The organism is Actinoplanes sp. NPDC024001 (genome assembly GCF_040638955.1).
Classification (GTDB): Bacteria; Actinomycetota; Actinomycetes; order Mycobacteriales; family Micromonosporaceae; genus Actinoplanes.
Genome location: NZ_JBEZZB010000102.1, coordinates 21,752 through 39,269, shown reverse-complemented (window position 1 = coordinate 39,269; position 17,518 = coordinate 21,752). Strand labels below are relative to the sequence as shown.

The following is a 17,518-nucleotide window of genomic DNA, read 5'->3' as shown; positions in this document are numbered from 1 at the left end:
TCCATACCTACAATCACCATCGCGGACACACCGCGCTCAACGGCCTACCACCCGCCAGCCGCATCCCCAACCTCTCGGGTCAGTACAGCTAGCCGGGGCGGCCGTCTCCCGGCGCAGTCTCGCCGAGCCGCGGCCGACCGAGAAACCCTGCACCCAGCGGGCGGCCGAGTCGCGCCTGGTGCGGTCGGCGAGGTGGTACCAGTCCATCCGGCAGCGGGACCGGGTCACCTCCAGGACCCCGAACCCGTGCCCGTCGGTCTCCACCCAGCGCACATGCGGGTTGGTCGCCCGGATCAGCGAGGCGGCCAGCACGCTGAGCGGGCCGCCGGGCCGGGTCTTCAGGAAGTCGTTGATGTTGTCGCTGGTCACCGACGGCACGACGAACTCGGCGGCGGCCGGGTTCGTGATGCCGGTGTCCCGCGTGGTCAGCTCGTTCGCCCAGCTGGTGTGGATGTCGCCGGTGAGGAAGACGACGTCCTTCGTGCCACGGGCGCGCAGCGTGTCGACCAGGCGCTCGCGGTCGGCGTTGTAGCCGTCCCACTGGTCGACGTTGAGGACCACGCCGTTCTGCGGCACCCCGATCAGCTCGGCCAGCGGCGGCACCAGCCAGGCCGGCAGGGTCGCCACGTCGAGGCGGGAGATCATCACCGGGTTGCCGACCAGCTTCCAGATCGCGGTCGAGGAGACCAGCCCCTCGGTGAGCCAGGCCAGCTGGTCCGCGCCGGCGATGGTCCGGTCCTCGTCGTCGGCCGCGGTGCCGCCCTCCTGCTCCGACCGGTACGTCCGCAGGTCGAGCATGGACAGCTCGAACAGGTCGCCGTAGCGCAGCCGCCGGTAGATGGCGCCGTCCTCGGCCAGGCGCACCGGCATCCACTCCGCGTACGCCTGCCGGGAGGCCGCCACCCGGGCGCGGAAGTCGCCCTCGGCGCCCGGGGTGTGGTTCTCCGCGCCGTCGCTCCACATGTCGTTGGCGACCTCGTGGTCGTCCCAGGTGATGACCCACGGCACCGAGGCGTGCAGGGCGCGCAGGTCGGGGTCGGTCTTGTACTGCGCGTGGCGGATCCGGTAGTCGGCCAGGGTCAGCGTCTCGTGCGCCGGCTCGGTACGGCGAACCACACTGCCGCCGGCCGTGAAGTCGCCGGTGCCGTACTCGTACAGATAGTCGCCGAGGTGCACGACCAGGTTGAGGTCGCCGCGCTCGGCCAGGTGCCGGTAGGCCGCGAAGTATCCGGCCTCCCAGTTGGCGCAGCTCACCACCCCGGCGCGAAGCCGGGCGACCGCGTCGGTGGCGGCCGGGGCGGTCATCGTGCGTCCGGTCGGCGACCAGCCGCCGTCGTAGCCGAACCGGTACCAGTACGTCGTGGCCGGGCGCAGACCGGAGACCTCGACCTTGACGGTGTGGTCGCGCTCCGGGCCGGTGACGAAGGCGCCGCTCGCGGCCACCGAGACGAACTCCGCGTCGGTGGCGATCTGCCACTCGACGCTGATCCGCGGACCGGCGCCGGAGCCCGGGACGGCGTCCGGGGTCGGGGTGACGCGGGTCCACAGCAGGATGCCGCCGGGCAGGGGATCACCGGAGGCCACACCGTGCCGGAAAGCGGTCTCGGCCGCGGTGGCGGCCGAGGCCGCCGGAAGGGCGGCGCCGGCCCCGGCGGTCAGCCCGGCCAGCAGAACAGTACGGCGATCAAGCAGAGTCATGCATCTCTATGTATCAGCGGACCGCCACGCCGCGGTTCCCGTCAGACGGATATTCGACCGGCGTTCACCGAGATTGTCACGGCTGGACCTGCCGGATCCAACCGAGGATCCGGTCGTGCAGATCGGAGGGGACCGGGCGGGATCGGACAACGTGATCGTTGAGCGCCTCGAACAGCGCGGCGCTGAGGTAGGCCGTGAGCGGGATGTCGGCCGGGTCGAACTGCTCGACCAGGTCGGCCCGGGCCTGGGCGCAGGGCCACGGGTCGCCACAGCGCACGCAGTCCCACGAGGGGCGGACGAAACGGTGCTCGGTACGCGGCTGCAGCATCACGGCTCCCTTCGGCGTGTACTCAGCGTGAGCGGCCCCGGCGGCTAAATGCAAGGCTTGCAAATTCACATCGTGCAGATGAGTGCCGCGCTCCTGGTGCCGGCTGTCCGCCCCGGGCACACTGACCGAGATCTGACGGGGAGGATCGCTGTGAAGCGGAGCAGACCACCGAGTATCCGGCTGCGCCGGCTGGCCGCGGAGCTGAAACGCCTCCGGGTGGCGGCGGCCCTGCGGCAGGAGGAGGTGGCCGAGCAGACCGGGCTGGACGCCTCGTCGATCTACCGCATCGAGCGGGCCATGAACAAACCCCAGCGCCGCACCGTCACCACTCTGCTCGACCTCTACGGGGTGACCGATCCCGGACGCCGCGCCACCCTGCTCGACTGGCTCAAGGACCCCGGGCAGCAGACCTGGATCAAGGAGTTCACCCCCGAGCTGCCGGAGATCTACGGCGCCTACGTCGGTTTCGAGCACGAGGCGGAGAGCCTGCGCTGGACCGCGTCGATGTTCGTGCCCGCCCTGCTGCAGACCGAGGAGTACGCCCGGGCGCTGCTCAGCGAGGGCGCCAAGGTGGTGCCGACCGACGTGGCACAGCGCGCCACGGTGCGCATGCACCGGCAGAGCATCCTGTACCGGCCCATCCCGGCACGGCTGTGGGTGATCCTGGACGAGGCGGTCCTGCGGCGGGTCGTCGGCAGCCCGGAGCTCATGCACCGGCAACTGGACAAGCTCGTCGCGTCCGCCGGCCGGCCGAACATCCGGCTGCAGGTCGTTCCGTTCAGTGAGGGGGTGCACCTGGGCATGGAGGGCGACTTCGTGATGCTGGACTTCGCCGACCCCAACGATCCCCCGCTGGTCTACGCCGACGGGCTCGCCGGGGTCGCGCTGCGGGAGAAGGCCGAGGACGTGGCCAGGTTCGCCGCCATCTTCGACACCATCGCCGAGCACGCGCTGCCACCCGGCGAGTCCCGGACGATGATCGAGAGCGCGGCTCGTGCCCTGGTCTGAACCCCCCGTCGAGGTGCGGCTCTGGTCGGTCGCCGGTGAGGCGGAGGCCCTCGCCCTGGCCGGGCCCGGCGCGGAGGTGCACCACAGCCCGGAGGCGGTGCTGGCGGCGGGACCGGACACCCTGGTGATCGTGGCCGAGGGCGCGGTGCGTACCGCGGAGGATCTCGCCGTGCCCGGGCCGTTCCCGGCCCGCGTGGCCGCGCTGCTGTCCGGCGTCAAACCGCCGGCCGTCCTGGCCTTCGCCCGCGTGCCCGAGGGTTGCCTCGCGCTCGGCTCGGCCCGGCCGGTCCGGCTGGGCCGCCGCCGGGGCGCCCTGCAGGACCTCGGGCTGATCCTGGACGCGCCTCTCCCCTACGACCTGCTGGATCGGGTACGCCCCACCGGGCCGCCGCCGGATCCGCCCGGCCTGGACTGGCTCGACCTGCTGCCCGGCGATCCGGTCGCCGCGCTGGAGCGTTTCGTCACCGACTGGTACGCCGACGTCCCACCGGCCCTGGAACGGACCGAGCCCGGGGCGGGGCAGCCGGAGCCGTTGCGGGCGTTCCACCGGGTCGCCGCCGGGCGGCCCGAGGTGTACGGCACATCGCTGCGCGTCCTGGCCGAACCGGTGCCCACCGGCGGAGCGCTCCTGTTCGGCCAGGAGGGCGACGGCGTCTTCACGCTCTCCACCGGCTCCACGCCCGAGGGGGATCCGCCGGTCCACTACCACGGGCTCAGCGATCAGCCCCTGCGCGAGCGGGAGCGGCTGAGCGGATATCTGCTGCTCTCCACCCTCGCCCGGGCCGCGATGGACGGCTCGCCGGGTGGGATGGCCTTCGTCGACCGGGCCCAGGCCAAGCGGATCGTCGCCCCGCTGCGCCGGGTGCCGCTGCGGCCGATGCGCTGGCCGTGCGCGCGGTCGAGGCTCTACGCCGGTCCGGGCATCGTGGTGCTCGTCGGCGCCGACGAGGCGGACTGGCTGGAGGTCTACGTGGGCGCCCGGCACCGCTCGCTGCTGCGCCGGTTCCGCAAGCTGGGTCTGGACTGGGAGCGCTTCGACGGCTGAACCGTGGTGATTCCGGGTGCGGATCGCGCCCGGAATCACCACCGGGGGTCACTCGCTGATGGCGTCGATCAGGTCGCCGACCGGGCGGTCCGGCAGGGCGCGGGCCACATCGGCGACCGCGACGATGCCGACCAGTTGGTGGCCGTCGATCACCGGGAGGCGGCGCACCTTGTACTGGCTCATGGTGCGCAGGATCTCGGCCGCGTCGTCGTCGGCGCCGATCGTGATCGGCTTGCCGGAGGCCAGCTCCGCGGCGGTGATGTCAGCGGGGTTGCGGCCCTTGGCGAGCGCCTTCACGACGATGTCGCGGTCGGTGAGCATGCCGTGCAGCCGGTTGTCCTCACCACAGATGGGCAGCGAGCCCACGTTGAGGTCGGCCATCTTCCGGGCGGCCTCCGCGAGGGACTCCTTCTCGCCGACGCAGGTGACATCCCGGCTCATGATCTCGCGGGCGGTCGTCATGACTGGTGACTCCTTCCATGTCGTCACAGTGTCGTAACTGGACGTACCCGCTTCAGACCGTCGCAATCGTCGATGCCACCTCGTCCACCAATTCGCGGGCCAGGAAGCCGATCCGGCCGTACCGGGGGGCCAGGCGGCGGCCGCTCATCGCGTGCACGTAGGCGGCCCAGCACGCGGCCTGTGCCGGGTCGGCGCCCCGGCCCAGCAGGCCGGCCACGATGCCGGCCCGTACGTCGCCGCTGCCGGACGTGCCCAGGCCGGCGTCGCCGCTCTCCTCCCGCCAGGTGCCGCCGCCGGGCTCGGCGATGTGGCCGTAGAGCGAGACCACCGCCCGGTGCCGCTCGGCCAGCTCCCGCGCCGCGCCCGCCAGATCGTCACCGGGATCGCGGCCGAGCAGGTGCTCCGCCTCGGCCAGGTTGGGCGTGAGCACGGCCCGGGTCTGGCGCAGCAGACCGGCGTCCTTGCTGAGCGCGCCGAGGGCATAGGCGTCGAGCACCACCGCGGCCTCCGGCCCGGCGGCGCCGAGCACCTCCCGCATCAGCCGGGTGGTGTGCTCGATGTCGTCCAGGCCGGGCCCGAGCGCGATCACGTCCGCCGCGCGGGCCAGGTCCAGCACCTCGCCGGGGGTGTCGCCGTCCGGGGGCAGGCCGACCACCTTGGCCTCGGGCACCGCGATGCTCAGCGCCACCGCCGACTCCGCGGCGACGGCCAGCTGCAGGCGGCCCGCCCCGGCGCGCAGCGCGGCCACCCCGGCCAGCAGAACCGCGCCGGGCGTGCACCGGGCGCCGCCGACCACCAGCACCGTGCCCCGCGACTCCTTGTCGCCCTGCGGGTCGGGCAGCGCCCAGTCCCGCAGCAGTCCCGGGGTGACGACGCGCGGCTCAGACCGGCTCTTCATTGACGTCCTCCTGCCGGGTCGGCGGGGTGTCCTCGTGATGCAGGTGCTCCACCGAGTTGAAGAGCTCCGGCTCGAGCCCGTCGCCGGAGCGCCGCCAGCTGCTCACCGAGCAGTTCGCGACGGTCGTCTCGTGCGCCAGCGCCATCAGCCGCTGCTCGTCGAGGCCCTCGGCGAGGTAACGCACCATCAGCACGGTCGCCTCGTGCGCGAAGAGCACGACCCGCTCGCCCGGGTGGTCCTGACGGATCTCGCGCAGCAGCGCCCGCAGCCGCAGCAGCACGTCGGCCCAGGACTCGCCGCCCGGTGGGCGGTAGTAGAACTTGCCCAGCCGGGCCCGCCGCTTCGCCTCCTCCGGCAGCCGGACCTCCACGCCCCGGGCGGTGTGCAGGTCGAGGATGCCCAGCTCCCGGTCGCGCAGCCGCTCGTCGACGATCATCTCGACGCCGGTGTCGGCCAGGGCGATCTCCGCCGTCTGCCGGGTCCGCAGGTACGGCGAGACGATCGCCAGGCGCGGCTTCTGCTTGGCCAGGAACCGGCCGACCGCCTCGGCCTGCTCCTGGCCCAGGTCGGAGAGGGGTACGTCGGCATCCCGCTCCGGGATGTCGATCAACTCGGCACCGCCGGTCTCGGCTTCCTGGGCGGTGACGTTGCCGGTGCTCAACCCGTGCCGGACGACCGCGAGCCACTCCAGTTGCTCCATACGTCCGGCCTTACCCCGGGACGGGCCGGGTAATTCACTCATCGCGGCGGCCCGGCAGCCGATGAGCGAAACATGCCCTTTCTGAGTTTCCGCGGCCGGTCGGACGCTCCGGCCGCAGTGGCTCTCGGCCTGTTCGTCCTCCTGCTCGGCTGGTTCGCCGTGGGACTGTTCCACGTGTGGCCGTACCCGGTGATCGGCTGGCTGCCGCTGCCCGTGCTGTCGGTGATCACCGTCTACGAATGCGTGCGGACCGCCCGCAGCACCGAGCTCGACGCGGCCACCCGCAGCTTCTGGGCAAGCCTCGGCGCCGCCTGCACGATCCTGCTGCCCGGCACCCTCAGCGCCATGTACGACGCGTTCCACGGCCCGGTCGTCTCCCAGCAGCTCAGCATGCGCACCCAGCTGATCTTCGGCAGTGCCCTGGTCGTGGTGCTCTGGGCGCTGTTGCGGCTGCCGACCTGGCAGCGCACTCGTGGCGACTGGCTGCGGTTCGTGCTGGACACCGGCATCGTCCTGCTGACCGGCGGTGTGCTGGCCTGGCACTTCTGGATCAGCCGGATCGACTTCTCCGAGGCCCCGAACGCCACCCCACGATCGCTCGTAGTGATCATGACCGTCTCGGCGATCTCCCTGATCGCTTTCGTGAAGGTGGCGTTCGCCGGCGCCGGGCGACTGGACCGGGGCGCGGTGCACCTGTTGTCCGCCGGGGTCGCCCTGGCCGCCTCGACCGCGGTGGTGGCGCCGTTCATCGTCGACAAGCCGCACCTGTCGACGAGCCTGCTCGCGTTCCCGATGTCGCAGATGACCGCGATGTTCGCGGCCCGGCGGCAGCGGCTCAACAAGACCACCCCGGAGGCCGAACGGCCCGGGCGGCGGTTCAGCATGGCCCCGTACCTGGCGATCGCGCTGCTCTACGCGGTGCTGCTCGAGGTCGAGCTGCCCCGCGGCGGCGACGAGGCGACGATGGCGCTCTCGGTCACCGCGCTGACCGTGCTGGTCGTGCTGCGCCAGCTCACCACGCTGCGCGACAACGCCGGGCTGCTGGACACCGTCGACGCCAACCTGGCCCAGCTGCGGGAGTACCAGAAGCAGCTGGACCACCAGGTCACCCATGACGCGCTCACCGGCATCGGCAACCGCTCGGCGTACGCCGAGGAGATCTCCGCCCGGCTGGCCGGCGGCGAACCGTTCGTGGTCGCCCTGCTGGACCTGGACGACTTCAAGGTGATCAACGACCGGTACGGGCACAACACCGGCGACGCCCTGCTGCAGACGATCAGCCGCCGCCTGCGGGAGCGGCTGCGCGCCGAGGACACCGTGGCCCGCCTCGGCGGCGACGAGTTCACCCTGCTGCTGCCCGGCCTGAGCGCCGACGAGACCGAGGCGCTGCTGCGTGAGCTGCTGGCCGAGGTGCAGTGCCCGGTGCTGGTCGGCGGGCACGAGATGGTGCCCCGGATCAGCGTCGGCGTCACCGCCAGCAGCCCCGACGACACCGCCGGTGAGCTGCTGCGCCGCGCCGACGTGGCGATGTACGCCGCCAAGCGGAACGGCGGCGGCCGGTGGACCTGGTTCGACCCGATCATGGACCAGCTCGCCGACAGCGACGCCCGGCTCGGCTCCGACCTGCGCCAGGCGATCGTCCGCGACGAGCTGTTCCTGGTCTACCAGCCGATCGTCGAGCTGCCGCACGGCCGGCTCTCCGGGGTGGAGGCGCTGGTCCGCTGGCGCCACCCGGAGCACGGGCTGGTGTCCCCGGCGGTCTTCATCCCGCTGGCCGAGCGCAACGGCCAGATCGTCGAACTCGGCCGCTGGATCCTCGAACAAGTGATTCAGCAGACGGCACGCTGGCAGCGCGAGTACGGCGCCGACGCGCCCGCCAAGGTCAGCGTGAACGTGTCCGCCCGGCAGCTGAACGAGCCGGGGTTCCCCGCCGAGATGGAGGCGCTGCTGTCGGCCGCCGGGCTGGACCCGGCCCGGCTGGTGGTCGAGGTCACCGAGACCGCGGTGCTCGGCACCGGGGTCGCCCTGGACGTGGTGCGCCGGCTGCACGAGCTGGGCCTGAGCATCGCGCTGGACGACTTCGGCACCGGCCAGTCGTCACTGAGCCTGCTGGTCGACTGCCCGGTCACCTGGCTGAAGGTGGACAAGTCGTTCGTCGACGGCGTGACCTCGCAGAGCCCGCAGGCGGTGATCGTCGACGGGCTGATCGGGATCACCCGCGGGCTGCGCATCCAGGCGGTCGCCGAGGGCGTGGAGACCGCCGAGCAGGCCGAGCGCCTGCACCAGGCCGGTTACCGATTCGCCCAGGGGTATCACTTCGCGCGCCCGATGCCTGCTTCCGACGTCGAGCTGCTGCTCAGCATGCGGGAAACTCGACAAAGTCAACTGACTTAGTCAGAATTCCCGGCATGGATCCGATCATGGCGCTCGCCGGTCTGGGAGTCGGCATCATCGTCGGCCTGACCGGTATGGGTGGGGGCGCACTGATGACCCCGATTCTGGTGCTTCTGTTCGGTGTGCACCCGGTCGCCGCCATCTCCAGTGACCTCGCCGCCAGCGCCATCATGAAGCCGTTCGGCGGCTACGTGCACGCCCGGCGCGGCACGGTGAACTGGAAACTGGTCCTCTGGCTGTGCGTCGGCAGCGTGCCCAGCGCCTTCCTCGGCGTCCTGCTGCTGCGGCTCTTCGGCAGCGACGAGAGCGTCCAGCACGCGGTGAAGATCGCGCTCGGCGCGGCGCTGCTGCTGGCGGCCGGCGGCATGCTGCTCAAGGCCTGGACCAGCCGCCGCAACGGCGACGGCCCGGCCGCCGAGATCATCGTGAAGCCGCTGCCCACGATCCTGATCGGGGTCATGGGCGGCATCGTGGTCGGTCTCACCTCGGTCGGCTCCGGCTCGCTGATCATCGTGGCGCTGCTCGCGCTCTACCCGAAGCTGCGCGCCAACGACCTGGTCGGCACCGACCTGATCCAGGCCGTCCCGCTGGTCACCGCGGCCGCCCTGGGCCACGCCTTCTTCGGCGACCTGCACCTGGACATCGCCGGCGCGGTGATCCTCGGATCCATCCCGGGCGTGCTGATCGGCTCCCGGATCTCCTCGCGCGCCCCCGGCGGCCTGGTCCGTGCCGCCCTGGTGATCGTGCTGCTGGCCAGCGCCCTCAAGCTGTTCGACCTGCCCACCCTGGTGGTCGGCGTGGTCACCGGCGTCGCGATCCTGGTCGCCGTCGGCATCGGGGTGACCGGCCGCCTGCGCCGGCCCCCGTCCGGCTCGCCGGCCGAACGCGAGAAGGAAGCCGCTCAAGCCTGACCCCGACCGGCCGATCTGATGTCGGTCAAGGACGGGGAAAGGGTCGGATGAACGTACGGCAGAAGCTGCTGGGCGGATACCTGCTGGTGGCGCTGATGGTGGCGGCCACCGCGCTGATCGCCTGGCAGGCCGACAACGCCTCGGCCGAGAGGGCCGCGGCGCAGGAGGCTGCCCGGGTCGCCCGGGGCATCGCCAAGGACATCGCGCACGGCCTGCCGGTGGCGGGCGGTGCGGTGGTCACCCCGCTGTACTACAGCCCAGCCGCCCTCGACAGCTACCTGCAGCGGCTGCACACCACGCAGCACCGCGACGTGGTCGTGGTCAACCAGGGCCAGTACATCCTCGGTGACGTGATCGCCGAGAACGTCGGCTCGTCCTTCGATCACGATTCCGGCGACGAGGTCGGCCGGACCATCGCCGACGGCGAGCCCCGCGTCTTCGTCGAGACCAGCGAGGACTACCCGGACGGCATCAAGCAGGTCGTAGTGCCGATCGACAACCGCAGCGGCCTGACCATCGGCGCGGTCATCCTGGAGTACACCCCGCTCTACGACGCGATGATGGCCAGCGCGCGGCAGGCCCGGACGATCATTCTGTCCAGCGCCAGCGTCGCGATGCTGCTCGTGCTGGCGCTCGGCTTCGTGCTGGCCCGCTCGGTCACCCGGCGGATCACGTCGCTCACCACGGCGGTGCGGGTGATCCGCTCCGGCGACTACTCGCACCGGGTGCCGCCCACCGGGCGCGACGAGATCGGCAAGCTGGCCGTGGCCGTCAACTCGATGGCCGAGAAGCTGGAACGCTCGACCAAGGAGATCCTGGCCAAGGAGTACACCGACAGCATCCTGGCCAACGCCGGCGAGGGCATCTGCGGGGTCGACGCCACGGGCCGGATCGCGTTCGCCAACGAGGCCGCCGGCCGGATCACCGGGCTCGGCGTCGACGGGCTGCTGCGGCGCGAAGCCGTGTTGGTGCTCGGGTCGCTCGCCGCCGGCACCACCGAGGAACTGCTGCAACGGCCGGACGGCACCGCGGTCCGGGTCGAGTACACGGTCAGCCTGATCGAGAAGATGGGCGCGGTCATCGTGCTGCGCGACGTCAGCCGGCAGCGCGCCCTCGAGTACGACCTGCGCCACCAGGCCCTGCACGACGGGCTCACCGGGCTGCCCAACCGCAAACTGCTGCTGGACCGGCTGGAGCACGCCCTCGTCCGGTCCCGGGCGTCCGGCGAGCAGATCGCCCTGCTCTACCTCGACCTGGACGGCTTCAAGCGGGTCAACGACAGCCTCGGGCACAACGCCGGGGACCTGCTGCTGCGTACCGCGGCCGAGCGGCTGACCGCGGTGCTGCGCCCGCACGACACCGTCGCCCGGCTCGGCGGCGACGAGTTCGCCGTGCTGCTGGAGGGCGCCTCCCCGCCGGTCGTCGAGGCGCTCTCGACGGCCTGCCTGGCGGCCCTCGCCGAACCGTTCGTGGTGCACGGCCGTGAGGCGCTGGTCACCGTGAGCGTCGGCGTGGTGCCCGACGCGGCCCGCTACGCCGACGCCGACGAGGTGGTCCGCAACGCCGACGTCGCCATGTACGCCGCCAAGGACCAGGGCAAGAACCGCTACCTGATCTTCGAGAACCGGATGCACGAGCAACTGCTCAGCCGCCTGGACCAGGAGGCCCGGCTGCGCGCGGCGGTGCACCGCGGCGAGCTGCGGGTGCACCTGCAACCCGTGGTCAACGTGCCGGAGAACCGGATGCACGGGGTGGAGGCGCTGGTCCGCTGGGAGGACCCGGAGCGTGGCCTGCAGCCGCCGGGCACCTTCATCCCGCTCGCCGAGGAGACCGGCATGATCGTCGAGATCGACCGGTGGATCCTGCGGGAGGCGTGCCACGCCGTACGGCAGTGGCAGCTGCACAGCCCGCAGACCGCGCCGGACTGGGTGAGCGTGAACCTCTCCGCCGCCCACCTGGAGCTGGCCGACCTCACCGACCAGGTCGCCTATGCCCTGGCCGCCACCGGCCTGCCCCCGCAGAGCCTGGTGCTGGAGCTGACCGAGACGGTGCTGATGCGCGACGTGGCGGTCACCTCGGCCCGCCTCCAGGAGCTGCGCGAACTCGGTGTGAAGATCGCCATCGACGACTTCGGCACCGGGTACTCCTCGCTCGGCTACCTGCGCGACATCCCGGTCGACGTGCTCAAGATCGACCGCTCGTTCATCACCGGCCTGGTCGGCAACGGCCGCCAGCAGGAGCTGGTCAGCGCGGTGATGCAGCTCGGGCACACGCTGGGCCTGCGGGTGGTCGCCGAGGGCGTCGAGGACGCCGACCAGCTGGCGCTGCTCACGGTGATGGGCTGCAAGTTCGCCCAGGGCTACCACCTGGGCCGCCCGGAGCCGGTCGGCTCCCTCTACGGGCGCCTCGTGGCGGCATGAGGAACGGCCACCGCCCACCCGGGCTGATCGGGTGAGCGGTGGCCGCGTATCAGGCCCTACCGGGGTCTCAGCTCTGGACGAAGACCGAGACGGTGCGGGCGGGGACGGTGAACGTGCCGGTCGCCGGGGCGAACGACGCGGTCCGGGTGGCCGGGTCGGCCGAGGACTGCTGGACCGGGTGCAGCGCCACCTTCTTGCCGGCGAGCGCGGGCACCGTCTGGGTGGCCGCCGCCGGGGTGGCGTTGAAGACCACCGTCACCGACTTCCACTTCTGATCGAGGCCGCGGCCGTCGATCGTCATGGTGATGACGCCGGCCGTCTCCTTCGCCCCGGACAGCGGGAACGACAGGCGCTGCTGCACCTGGGCCCCGGTGGCCAGGCCGAAGACCGGCGACGACTTGCGGATCCGCAGCAGCTCCCGGTAACGCTGGTCGGTCGCCTCGATCGTGGCGCAGTCCGGCACCAGGGCCGGGTCGGCCAGCAGCGGCTTGGCGTACGGGTACTTGGCCTCGTTGTCCGCCTTCGGCGGCAGGCCCTTGCCGAAGCCGTTGCCCTCGGCGCAGTCCCACTCGATCTCGTTGAACCAGTCACCCGAGTTGTACGAGTTGCGGTCCAGCGACTTCGACCGCAGCCGCTCGCTGCCGGTGGTCACGAAACCCACGCCCTGCCCGAGGACCGTGGTGGCCAGCGCCACCGACTGGGCCCGTGCCCGGTCCGCAGCCGTGGTGGCCTGCGGCAACTTGTACGCCAGCGAGTCGAACAGGATCTCGTTGTCGTGCGCGTCGACGTAGGTGATCGCCTCGCCCGGCGCCGCGTTGTAGCCGGCCGGCGAGCCGTTGTAGTCGACCTGCGAGCCGGTGACGACCTTGCCGGAGGAGTCGGTGAAGGAGTAGCCGGCCAGGTTGCCGGTGAGTCCCACCTTGATCAGGTCCTGGTAGTGCAGCAGGCGCGCCTTCTGCTGCTCCTCGGTCCCGTTCACCGCGTCGCCGTTGGGGGCGCCGGCCAGGCCGGACGCGAAGCCCTGGATCCGCGGGTTCTCGTCGAACGGGCCACCACCGCGGACCGCGTCCCGCAGGCGGTCGTTGAACGTGCCGATCCCGGTGCCGGCCAGCTCGGTCTGGGACGCCTGCACGAAGCGGGCGTTGTTCGCCACCTCGCCGAAGTTCCAGCCTTCGCCGTACACATAGATGTTCTTGCCGTCGACGCCGTCACGCGCCAGCGTGAGCTTGTCCAGGGCCTTGCGCACCGCCAGGATGTTCTCCTTCGGGTGGTGGCCCATCAGGTCGAAGCGGAACCCGTCGACCTTGTAGGCCTTCGCCCAGGTGACGATCGACTCGACCACCAGCTTGCCCATCATCGCGTTCTCCGGCGCGGTGTTGGAGCAGCAGGTCGAGTTGGCGACCGAGCCGTCCTCGAGCAGCCGGTGGTAGTAGCCGGGGACGATCTGGTCGAGCACCGACTTGGCGTCGGTGCCGGCGGCCGACGTGTGGTTGTAGACGACGTCCATCACCACGCGCAGCCCGGCGTTGTTGACCCCGGCGACCATGGACCGGAACTCCTTGGCGCGGTTCGCGGGATCGACCGCGTAGCCGCCCTCGGCAACCGTGTAGTGCAGCGGGTCGTAACCCCAGTTGTAGCCGTCGGTGGCGGCGACCTTCTCGACACAGGCCTGCTGCTGGTCCGAGTCCGGCGGGAACGACGCCAGGTCGCACGGCGGCTGCTGCTGGTCGGCCCGCTTCTCCGGGATGGTGGCGAAATCGAAGGCCGGCAGCAGGTGCAGGTGGGTCACGCCGGCTTCGGCCAGCCCGGCCAGGTGTTTCATGCCCTTCGATTCGGTACGGGTGAAAGCACTGAACGTGCCGCGCTCGGCCACCGGCACCGTGCTGTCGGCGATCGAGAAGTCCCGGACCGACAGCTCCGAGATCTGGATCTTCGCCGGGGCGGTGGCGGCCGGCTTGCGCAGCCGGTCCCAGCCGGCCGGCTTCTGCGCCGCCTCGTCCAGGCTGACGAACTGGCTGCGGGTGGAGTCCGCGGCCAGCGCCACCGAGTAGGGGTCGGTGACCGACGCCGTGACCACCTTCTGCGCGGCCGGCTGCCACGCGGTGACCCGGAACTTGTAGAACTTGCCGGTCCACCGGCCCTTGGCCGACCAGACGCCGGTCCGGTCGTCGCGGGTCATCGGCTTGACCGTCGGCGTCGCCGAGGTCGCCGTGTCGTAGACCTCCAGCTCGACCTTCTGCGCGGTCGGCGCCCAGACGGCCACGCCGTCCTTGACCGGGCCGAGCGTCGCGCCGGTGGCCTTCGCGTAGACGTCGTCGAGCACACCCGCGGTCTGCACGCCGGTGGCGGCGAGCAGCTTGCCCTTGGCGTCCCGCTCGGTCACCACGACCTGGCCGCGCAGGATGTCGGCGACGTTCCTGGCGCCGGTCGTGAAGGCGCCGTACTGCCACAGGTGCGGGAACTTCTCGCGCTGGGCCTCGGTGAGACCGTTGCGCTGGGCGGCGAGCCGGACGCTCTGGTACGTGCCGGTCAGCTCGCCGCCGGCGACGCCGATCCCACCGTTCGGGGCGTAAACCAGGTCGTAGACCTTGCCGTCGGTGCCCGCGCCGACCGGCTCCAGGGTGCTGCCGGTGCCGGTCTTCCAGGCCACCGTGCCGCGGTCGATCCAGACCGCCCGCGACTTGGCCACGTCGATCTCGCCGGCCCCGTCGACGGTCTTCACCAGCGGCAGCAGGCGGGTCTCCTGACCGCCCAGCAGCCACACCTCACGGCCGGCCTTGCCGAAGTCGAGCGACTGGTCGGTGGGCAGGTCCTTGGTGTCACCGCTGTGGATGATGTAGCTGAGCGAGGGTGCGCCCTCCTTCAGCGGCACCTCGAAGACCGCGCCGTACGAGTCGATCCGCGCCGGAGCGAGCGGGCTCGCCCAGTCGGTCGGGTTCGCGGCGCCCTCCCAGACGTGCAGGCCCCAGCCGTCGTAGTTGCCGTCGGCCTTGCGCCAGTGGATGACCGCCTTGTTCGGGTCCTGCGCCGGGTCCGGCTCGCCGGTGGCGGCCTGCCGCGTCGGGTAGACCTTGGCGTCGCCCTGCTTGAGCCAGATCTCCGGGTTCTCGGTGACGTTGATCGTACGGTCGGCGTCGGTGTCCTTGTTGCCGTTCTTGTCGACGACGATGAAACCGACGCTCTTCGCGCCCGGCTTGAGCTTCACGTAGGCGAAGCGGCCGTAGGAGTCCTCGCCCACGAACGGCTGCCCGGTGGGCCAGGTGGTGGTCATCGACTCGTCGACGTCGCCCCAGACGTACAGGCCCTGGTCCTCGTAGCCGCCCTCGGGCCGCTGGTAGTGCACGACCGCGTAGCCGGCGCTGGAGGTGGCCTCCGGCGTGCCGACGGTGATGTTCGTGGTGGACGAGCCGAGCCGGCCCTTGCTGTCGCGCACCACTGCCTTGTACCGCACCGCGGTGTTGCCGGCCAGCCCGGTCAGGTCGTGGTAGACCCGGTAGGGCGCCTTGTCGGCGGTGCCGAGCAGCTGCCACGGACCGTTCCCGGCCTGCGCGGCGAAGGTGACCGTGGACAGCGGGTCGCCGGTGACCTCGGCGGTCAGCTCGGTGCGGGTGGCCGGCTTCTCCGGGGCCTTGAGCGTGACAGTCGGGCCCGCGGTGGCGGCCGGGATCGCTCCACCCCGGTACACCACGGAGGACAGCGCCGGAACCGTGATCGTGATCTTGCCGTCGGCGGGCGTGACCGCATTGGTGGCGCCGTAGACGCCGGTGAAGGCGGCAGCCGTGGAGACCGGGAACGTGACGGTCTGCGCCGTGGTGGCGTTGTTGACCGCCACGACGTACTCCGCGCGGGTCCGCTGGTCGATCCGGGACGCCGCGAAGACGCCCTGGCCCTCGGCCGCGTACCGGGTGACCTGCACGCCGTTGGTCAGCGTGGGATGCGCCTTGCGGAGCTTGGCCAGGTCGGCGATGGTCCGGTAGAGCGGGTGCGCGGTGTTGTAGTTGTCCACCGCGTGGGTGCGGTCGGTGCCGATCAGGTCGTCGTCCAGGTAATCCGCGCTCTTGCTGGCGAACAGGTCCTGGCGGGCGTCCTTGTCGCCGCCCGGCCCGGTGAAGCCCTGCTCGTCACCGGAGTAGACGACCGGCTGGCCGCGGGTGAGGAACATCAGCTCGTGCGCCAGCTGGTCGCGCTTGAGCTGTGTCTCCGCGGTTGCCGCGGCGGCGATGAACGAGCCGATCCGGCCCATGTCGTGGTTGCCGAGGAAGGTCGGCAGCCGGTCCGCGCCGGTGTCCCGGGCCGTGTAGAGGTCGTCCTTGGCGTACATGCCGGAGAGCGCGTTCGCCGGGCTGTTGCCGGTGACGAAGCCGCGCGCCGCCTCCTGGAACGAGAAGTCCAGGGTGGCCGGCAGGTTGCCGCGCCGCACGTAGGCGGACTGGATCTCCTGGTCGGCGCTGTAGACCTCGCCGAACATGAAGAAGTCCTTGCCGCCGGCTTTCTGGATCGCCGGCGCCCACTGCTGCCAGAACTCCAGGTTGGAGTGCTTGACGGTGTCCAGCCGGTAGCCGTCGATCCCGGTGTCCTTGATCCAGTCGGCGTAGATCTTGGTCATGCCGCGGACCACCTCGGGACGCTCGGTGAAGAGGTCGTCGAGGCCGTAGAAGTCGCCGTACTCGCTGTTCTCCCCGGCGAAGGTGGAGTCGCCCCGGTTGTGGTACATGTTCACGTCGTTCAGCCACGCCGGCACCTTGGCCTTGGCGTCGGCCGGGTTGGCGAACGTCGGGGTGTACGGGTACGACGTGGCGTCGGTCGCCGGGAACCGGCTGGAGGTCGCGTAGTTGCGGTCCTCGAAGGGCTGCCCGTCGGTGTCCGTGTACGGCGAGGTCGCCTTGTCGATGTAGGTGTACTTGTCCTCGGCGTACTTGATCACGTCAGCGGTGTGGTTGACGATGATGTCGAGGTAGATCTTCATGCCTCGCTGGTGCGCGAGCTTGACCAGCTTCTTCAGGTCGGCGTTGGTGCCGAAGTGCGGGTCGACCTGGGTGAAGTCGGTGATCCAGTAACCGTGGTAGCCGGCCGAGACGTCGCTGCCGGCGCCCTGCACCGGGCGGTTCTTGAAGACCGGGGCGAGCCAGATCGCGGTGGTGCCGAGCCCCTGGATGTAGTCCAGGCGCTCCATCACGCCCTTGAGGTCGCCGCCGTGGTAGAAGCCCTTGTCAGCCGGGTCGTACCCGGTGGCGAGGCGGTCGCCGGCGAGCCCGCCCTTGTCGTTGCCGGTGTCGCCGTTGGCGAACCGGTCCGGCAGGACGAAGTAGAACTGCTCGTTCTTGCTGGGCTCGTCCGAGCCCCACTGGGCCATCACGGCCGCGCTCGGCTCGGCCGGCGCGGCAGCCGCGGGGGCGGACGCCGCCGGCACGGCGATCAGAGGCAGAAAAAGGCTGAGCAGTGCGGCGCCCAGCCTGCGGTGACGATGTAACGGTTTGTCCGGTGCCACAGTGGTGCACCCTTCCGATTCGGTGGTATCGGGGAATCAAGAAGACTTGAGGCCGTTCGAGGGCACGCCATCGAGAGATCGGCCTGTATCGTCGCTGTTGCCGGGACGTTAGCAAGGACTTCCATAGAATGGAAGACCTTTCAGTACCATGCCTACCTGACAACCG

At 71.1% G+C, this 17,518-nt stretch carries 10 protein-coding genes and 1 pseudogene; 5 read left to right on the top strand and 6 right to left on the bottom strand.

Annotation, left to right across the window (positions count from 1 at the left end; all coding sequences use genetic code 11):
- Positions 1-87: 87 nt before the first annotated feature.
- Together AB0F81_RS32460 and AB0F81_RS32455 are read right to left on the bottom strand one after the other, a co-directional pair.
- Positions 88-1,698, bottom strand: a pseudogene (locus AB0F81_RS32460) (alkaline phosphatase D family protein); the annotation flags it as partial.
- A gap of 76 nt (positions 1,699-1,774) precedes the next feature.
- Positions 1,775-2,026 carry a hypothetical protein gene (locus AB0F81_RS32455; RefSeq protein ID WP_360203402.1) on the bottom strand — a complete coding sequence of 84 codons (252 nt, stop codon included), beginning with the start codon at positions 2,024-2,026 and terminating at the stop codon, positions 1,775-1,777.
- 150 nt (positions 2,027-2,176) lie between these two features.
- On the opposite strand from AB0F81_RS32455, the gene AB0F81_RS32450 reads away from it, so the two are divergent.
- A complete protein-coding gene (locus tag AB0F81_RS32450) occupies positions 2,177-3,034 on the top strand; it encodes a helix-turn-helix transcriptional regulator (RefSeq protein WP_360203400.1) in 858 nt (285 codons plus the stop codon).
- Complete coding sequence (locus AB0F81_RS32445) at positions 3,021-4,079, top strand: hypothetical protein (RefSeq protein ID WP_360203399.1); 1,059 nt, start codon at positions 3,021-3,023, stop codon at positions 4,077-4,079. The genes AB0F81_RS32450 and AB0F81_RS32445 overlap by 14 nt, the downstream gene beginning before the upstream one ends.
- Before the next feature lie 48 nt (positions 4,080-4,127).
- Here AB0F81_RS32445 and AB0F81_RS32440 read toward each other — a convergent pair whose 3' ends face one another.
- The 3 genes from AB0F81_RS32440 to AB0F81_RS32430 are packed head-to-tail and all read right to left on the bottom strand — an operon-like array spanning position 4,128 to position 6,139.
- The gene (locus AB0F81_RS32440) at positions 4,128-4,541 is read right to left on the bottom strand and encodes a CBS domain-containing protein (protein ID WP_360203397.1); all 414 of its coding nucleotides are present in this window, start codon (positions 4,539-4,541) and stop codon (positions 4,128-4,130) included.
- A 52-nt stretch (positions 4,542-4,593) separates the two neighbouring features.
- The gene (locus AB0F81_RS32435; protein WP_360203395.1) at positions 4,594-5,439 is read right to left on the bottom strand and encodes an NAD(P)H-hydrate dehydratase; all 846 of its coding nucleotides are present in this window, start codon (positions 5,437-5,439) and stop codon (positions 4,594-4,596) included.
- Entirely contained in the window at positions 5,423-6,139 is a 717-nt protein-coding gene (locus tag AB0F81_RS32430) for a histidine phosphatase family protein (protein ID WP_360203393.1), read from the bottom strand. The genes AB0F81_RS32435 and AB0F81_RS32430 overlap by 17 nt, the downstream gene beginning before the upstream one ends.
- Positions 6,140-6,211: 72 nt before the next feature.
- Between AB0F81_RS32430 and AB0F81_RS32425 the strand changes: the two genes are divergently transcribed.
- The 3 genes from AB0F81_RS32425 to AB0F81_RS32415 are packed head-to-tail and all read left to right on the top strand — an operon-like array spanning position 6,212 to position 11,864.
- Entirely contained in the window at positions 6,212-8,533 is a 2,322-nt protein-coding gene (locus AB0F81_RS32425; protein ID WP_360203391.1) for a bifunctional diguanylate cyclase/phosphodiesterase, read from the top strand.
- Positions 8,534-8,547: 14 nt separating this feature from the next.
- On the top strand, positions 8,548-9,444 hold the full coding sequence (locus AB0F81_RS32420; protein WP_360203389.1) for a sulfite exporter TauE/SafE family protein: 897 nt from the start codon (positions 8,548-8,550) through the stop codon (positions 9,442-9,444).
- A gap of 47 nt (positions 9,445-9,491) precedes the next feature.
- Positions 9,492-11,864, top strand: a complete 2,373-nt coding sequence (locus tag AB0F81_RS32415; RefSeq protein ID WP_360203387.1) for an EAL domain-containing protein — start codon at positions 9,492-9,494, stop codon at positions 11,862-11,864.
- Between the two features lie 67 nt (positions 11,865-11,931).
- Here AB0F81_RS32415 and pulA read toward each other — a convergent pair whose 3' ends face one another.
- Positions 11,932-17,352, bottom strand: a complete 5,421-nt coding sequence (gene pulA, locus AB0F81_RS32410; RefSeq protein WP_360203386.1) for a pullulanase-type alpha-1,6-glucosidase — start codon at positions 17,350-17,352, stop codon at positions 11,932-11,934.
- Positions 17,353-17,518: the final 166 nt, after the last annotated feature.

Bases quoted from the DNA above. Each gene is read 5' to 3' on its own strand.
- AB0F81_RS32430 (WP_360203393.1), bottom strand. From the start codon at position 6,139: ATGGAGCAACTGGAGTGGCTCGCGGTCGTCCGGCACGGGTTGAGCACC.
- AB0F81_RS32435 (WP_360203395.1), bottom strand. From the start codon at position 5,439: ATGAAGAGCCGGTCTGAGCCGCGCGTCGTCACCCCGGGACTGCTGCGG.
- AB0F81_RS32420 (WP_360203389.1), top strand. From the start codon at position 8,548: ATGGATCCGATCATGGCGCTCGCCGGTCTGGGAGTCGGCATCATCGTC.
- AB0F81_RS32440 (WP_360203397.1), bottom strand. From the start codon at position 4,541: ATGACGACCGCCCGCGAGATCATGAGCCGGGATGTCACCTGCGTCGGC.
- AB0F81_RS32455 (WP_360203402.1), bottom strand. From the start codon at position 2,026: ATGCTGCAGCCGCGTACCGAGCACCGTTTCGTCCGCCCCTCGTGGGAC.
- AB0F81_RS32425 (WP_360203391.1), top strand. From the start codon at position 6,212: ATGCCCTTTCTGAGTTTCCGCGGCCGGTCGGACGCTCCGGCCGCAGTG.
- AB0F81_RS32415 (WP_360203387.1), top strand. From the start codon at position 9,492: ATGAACGTACGGCAGAAGCTGCTGGGCGGATACCTGCTGGTGGCGCTG.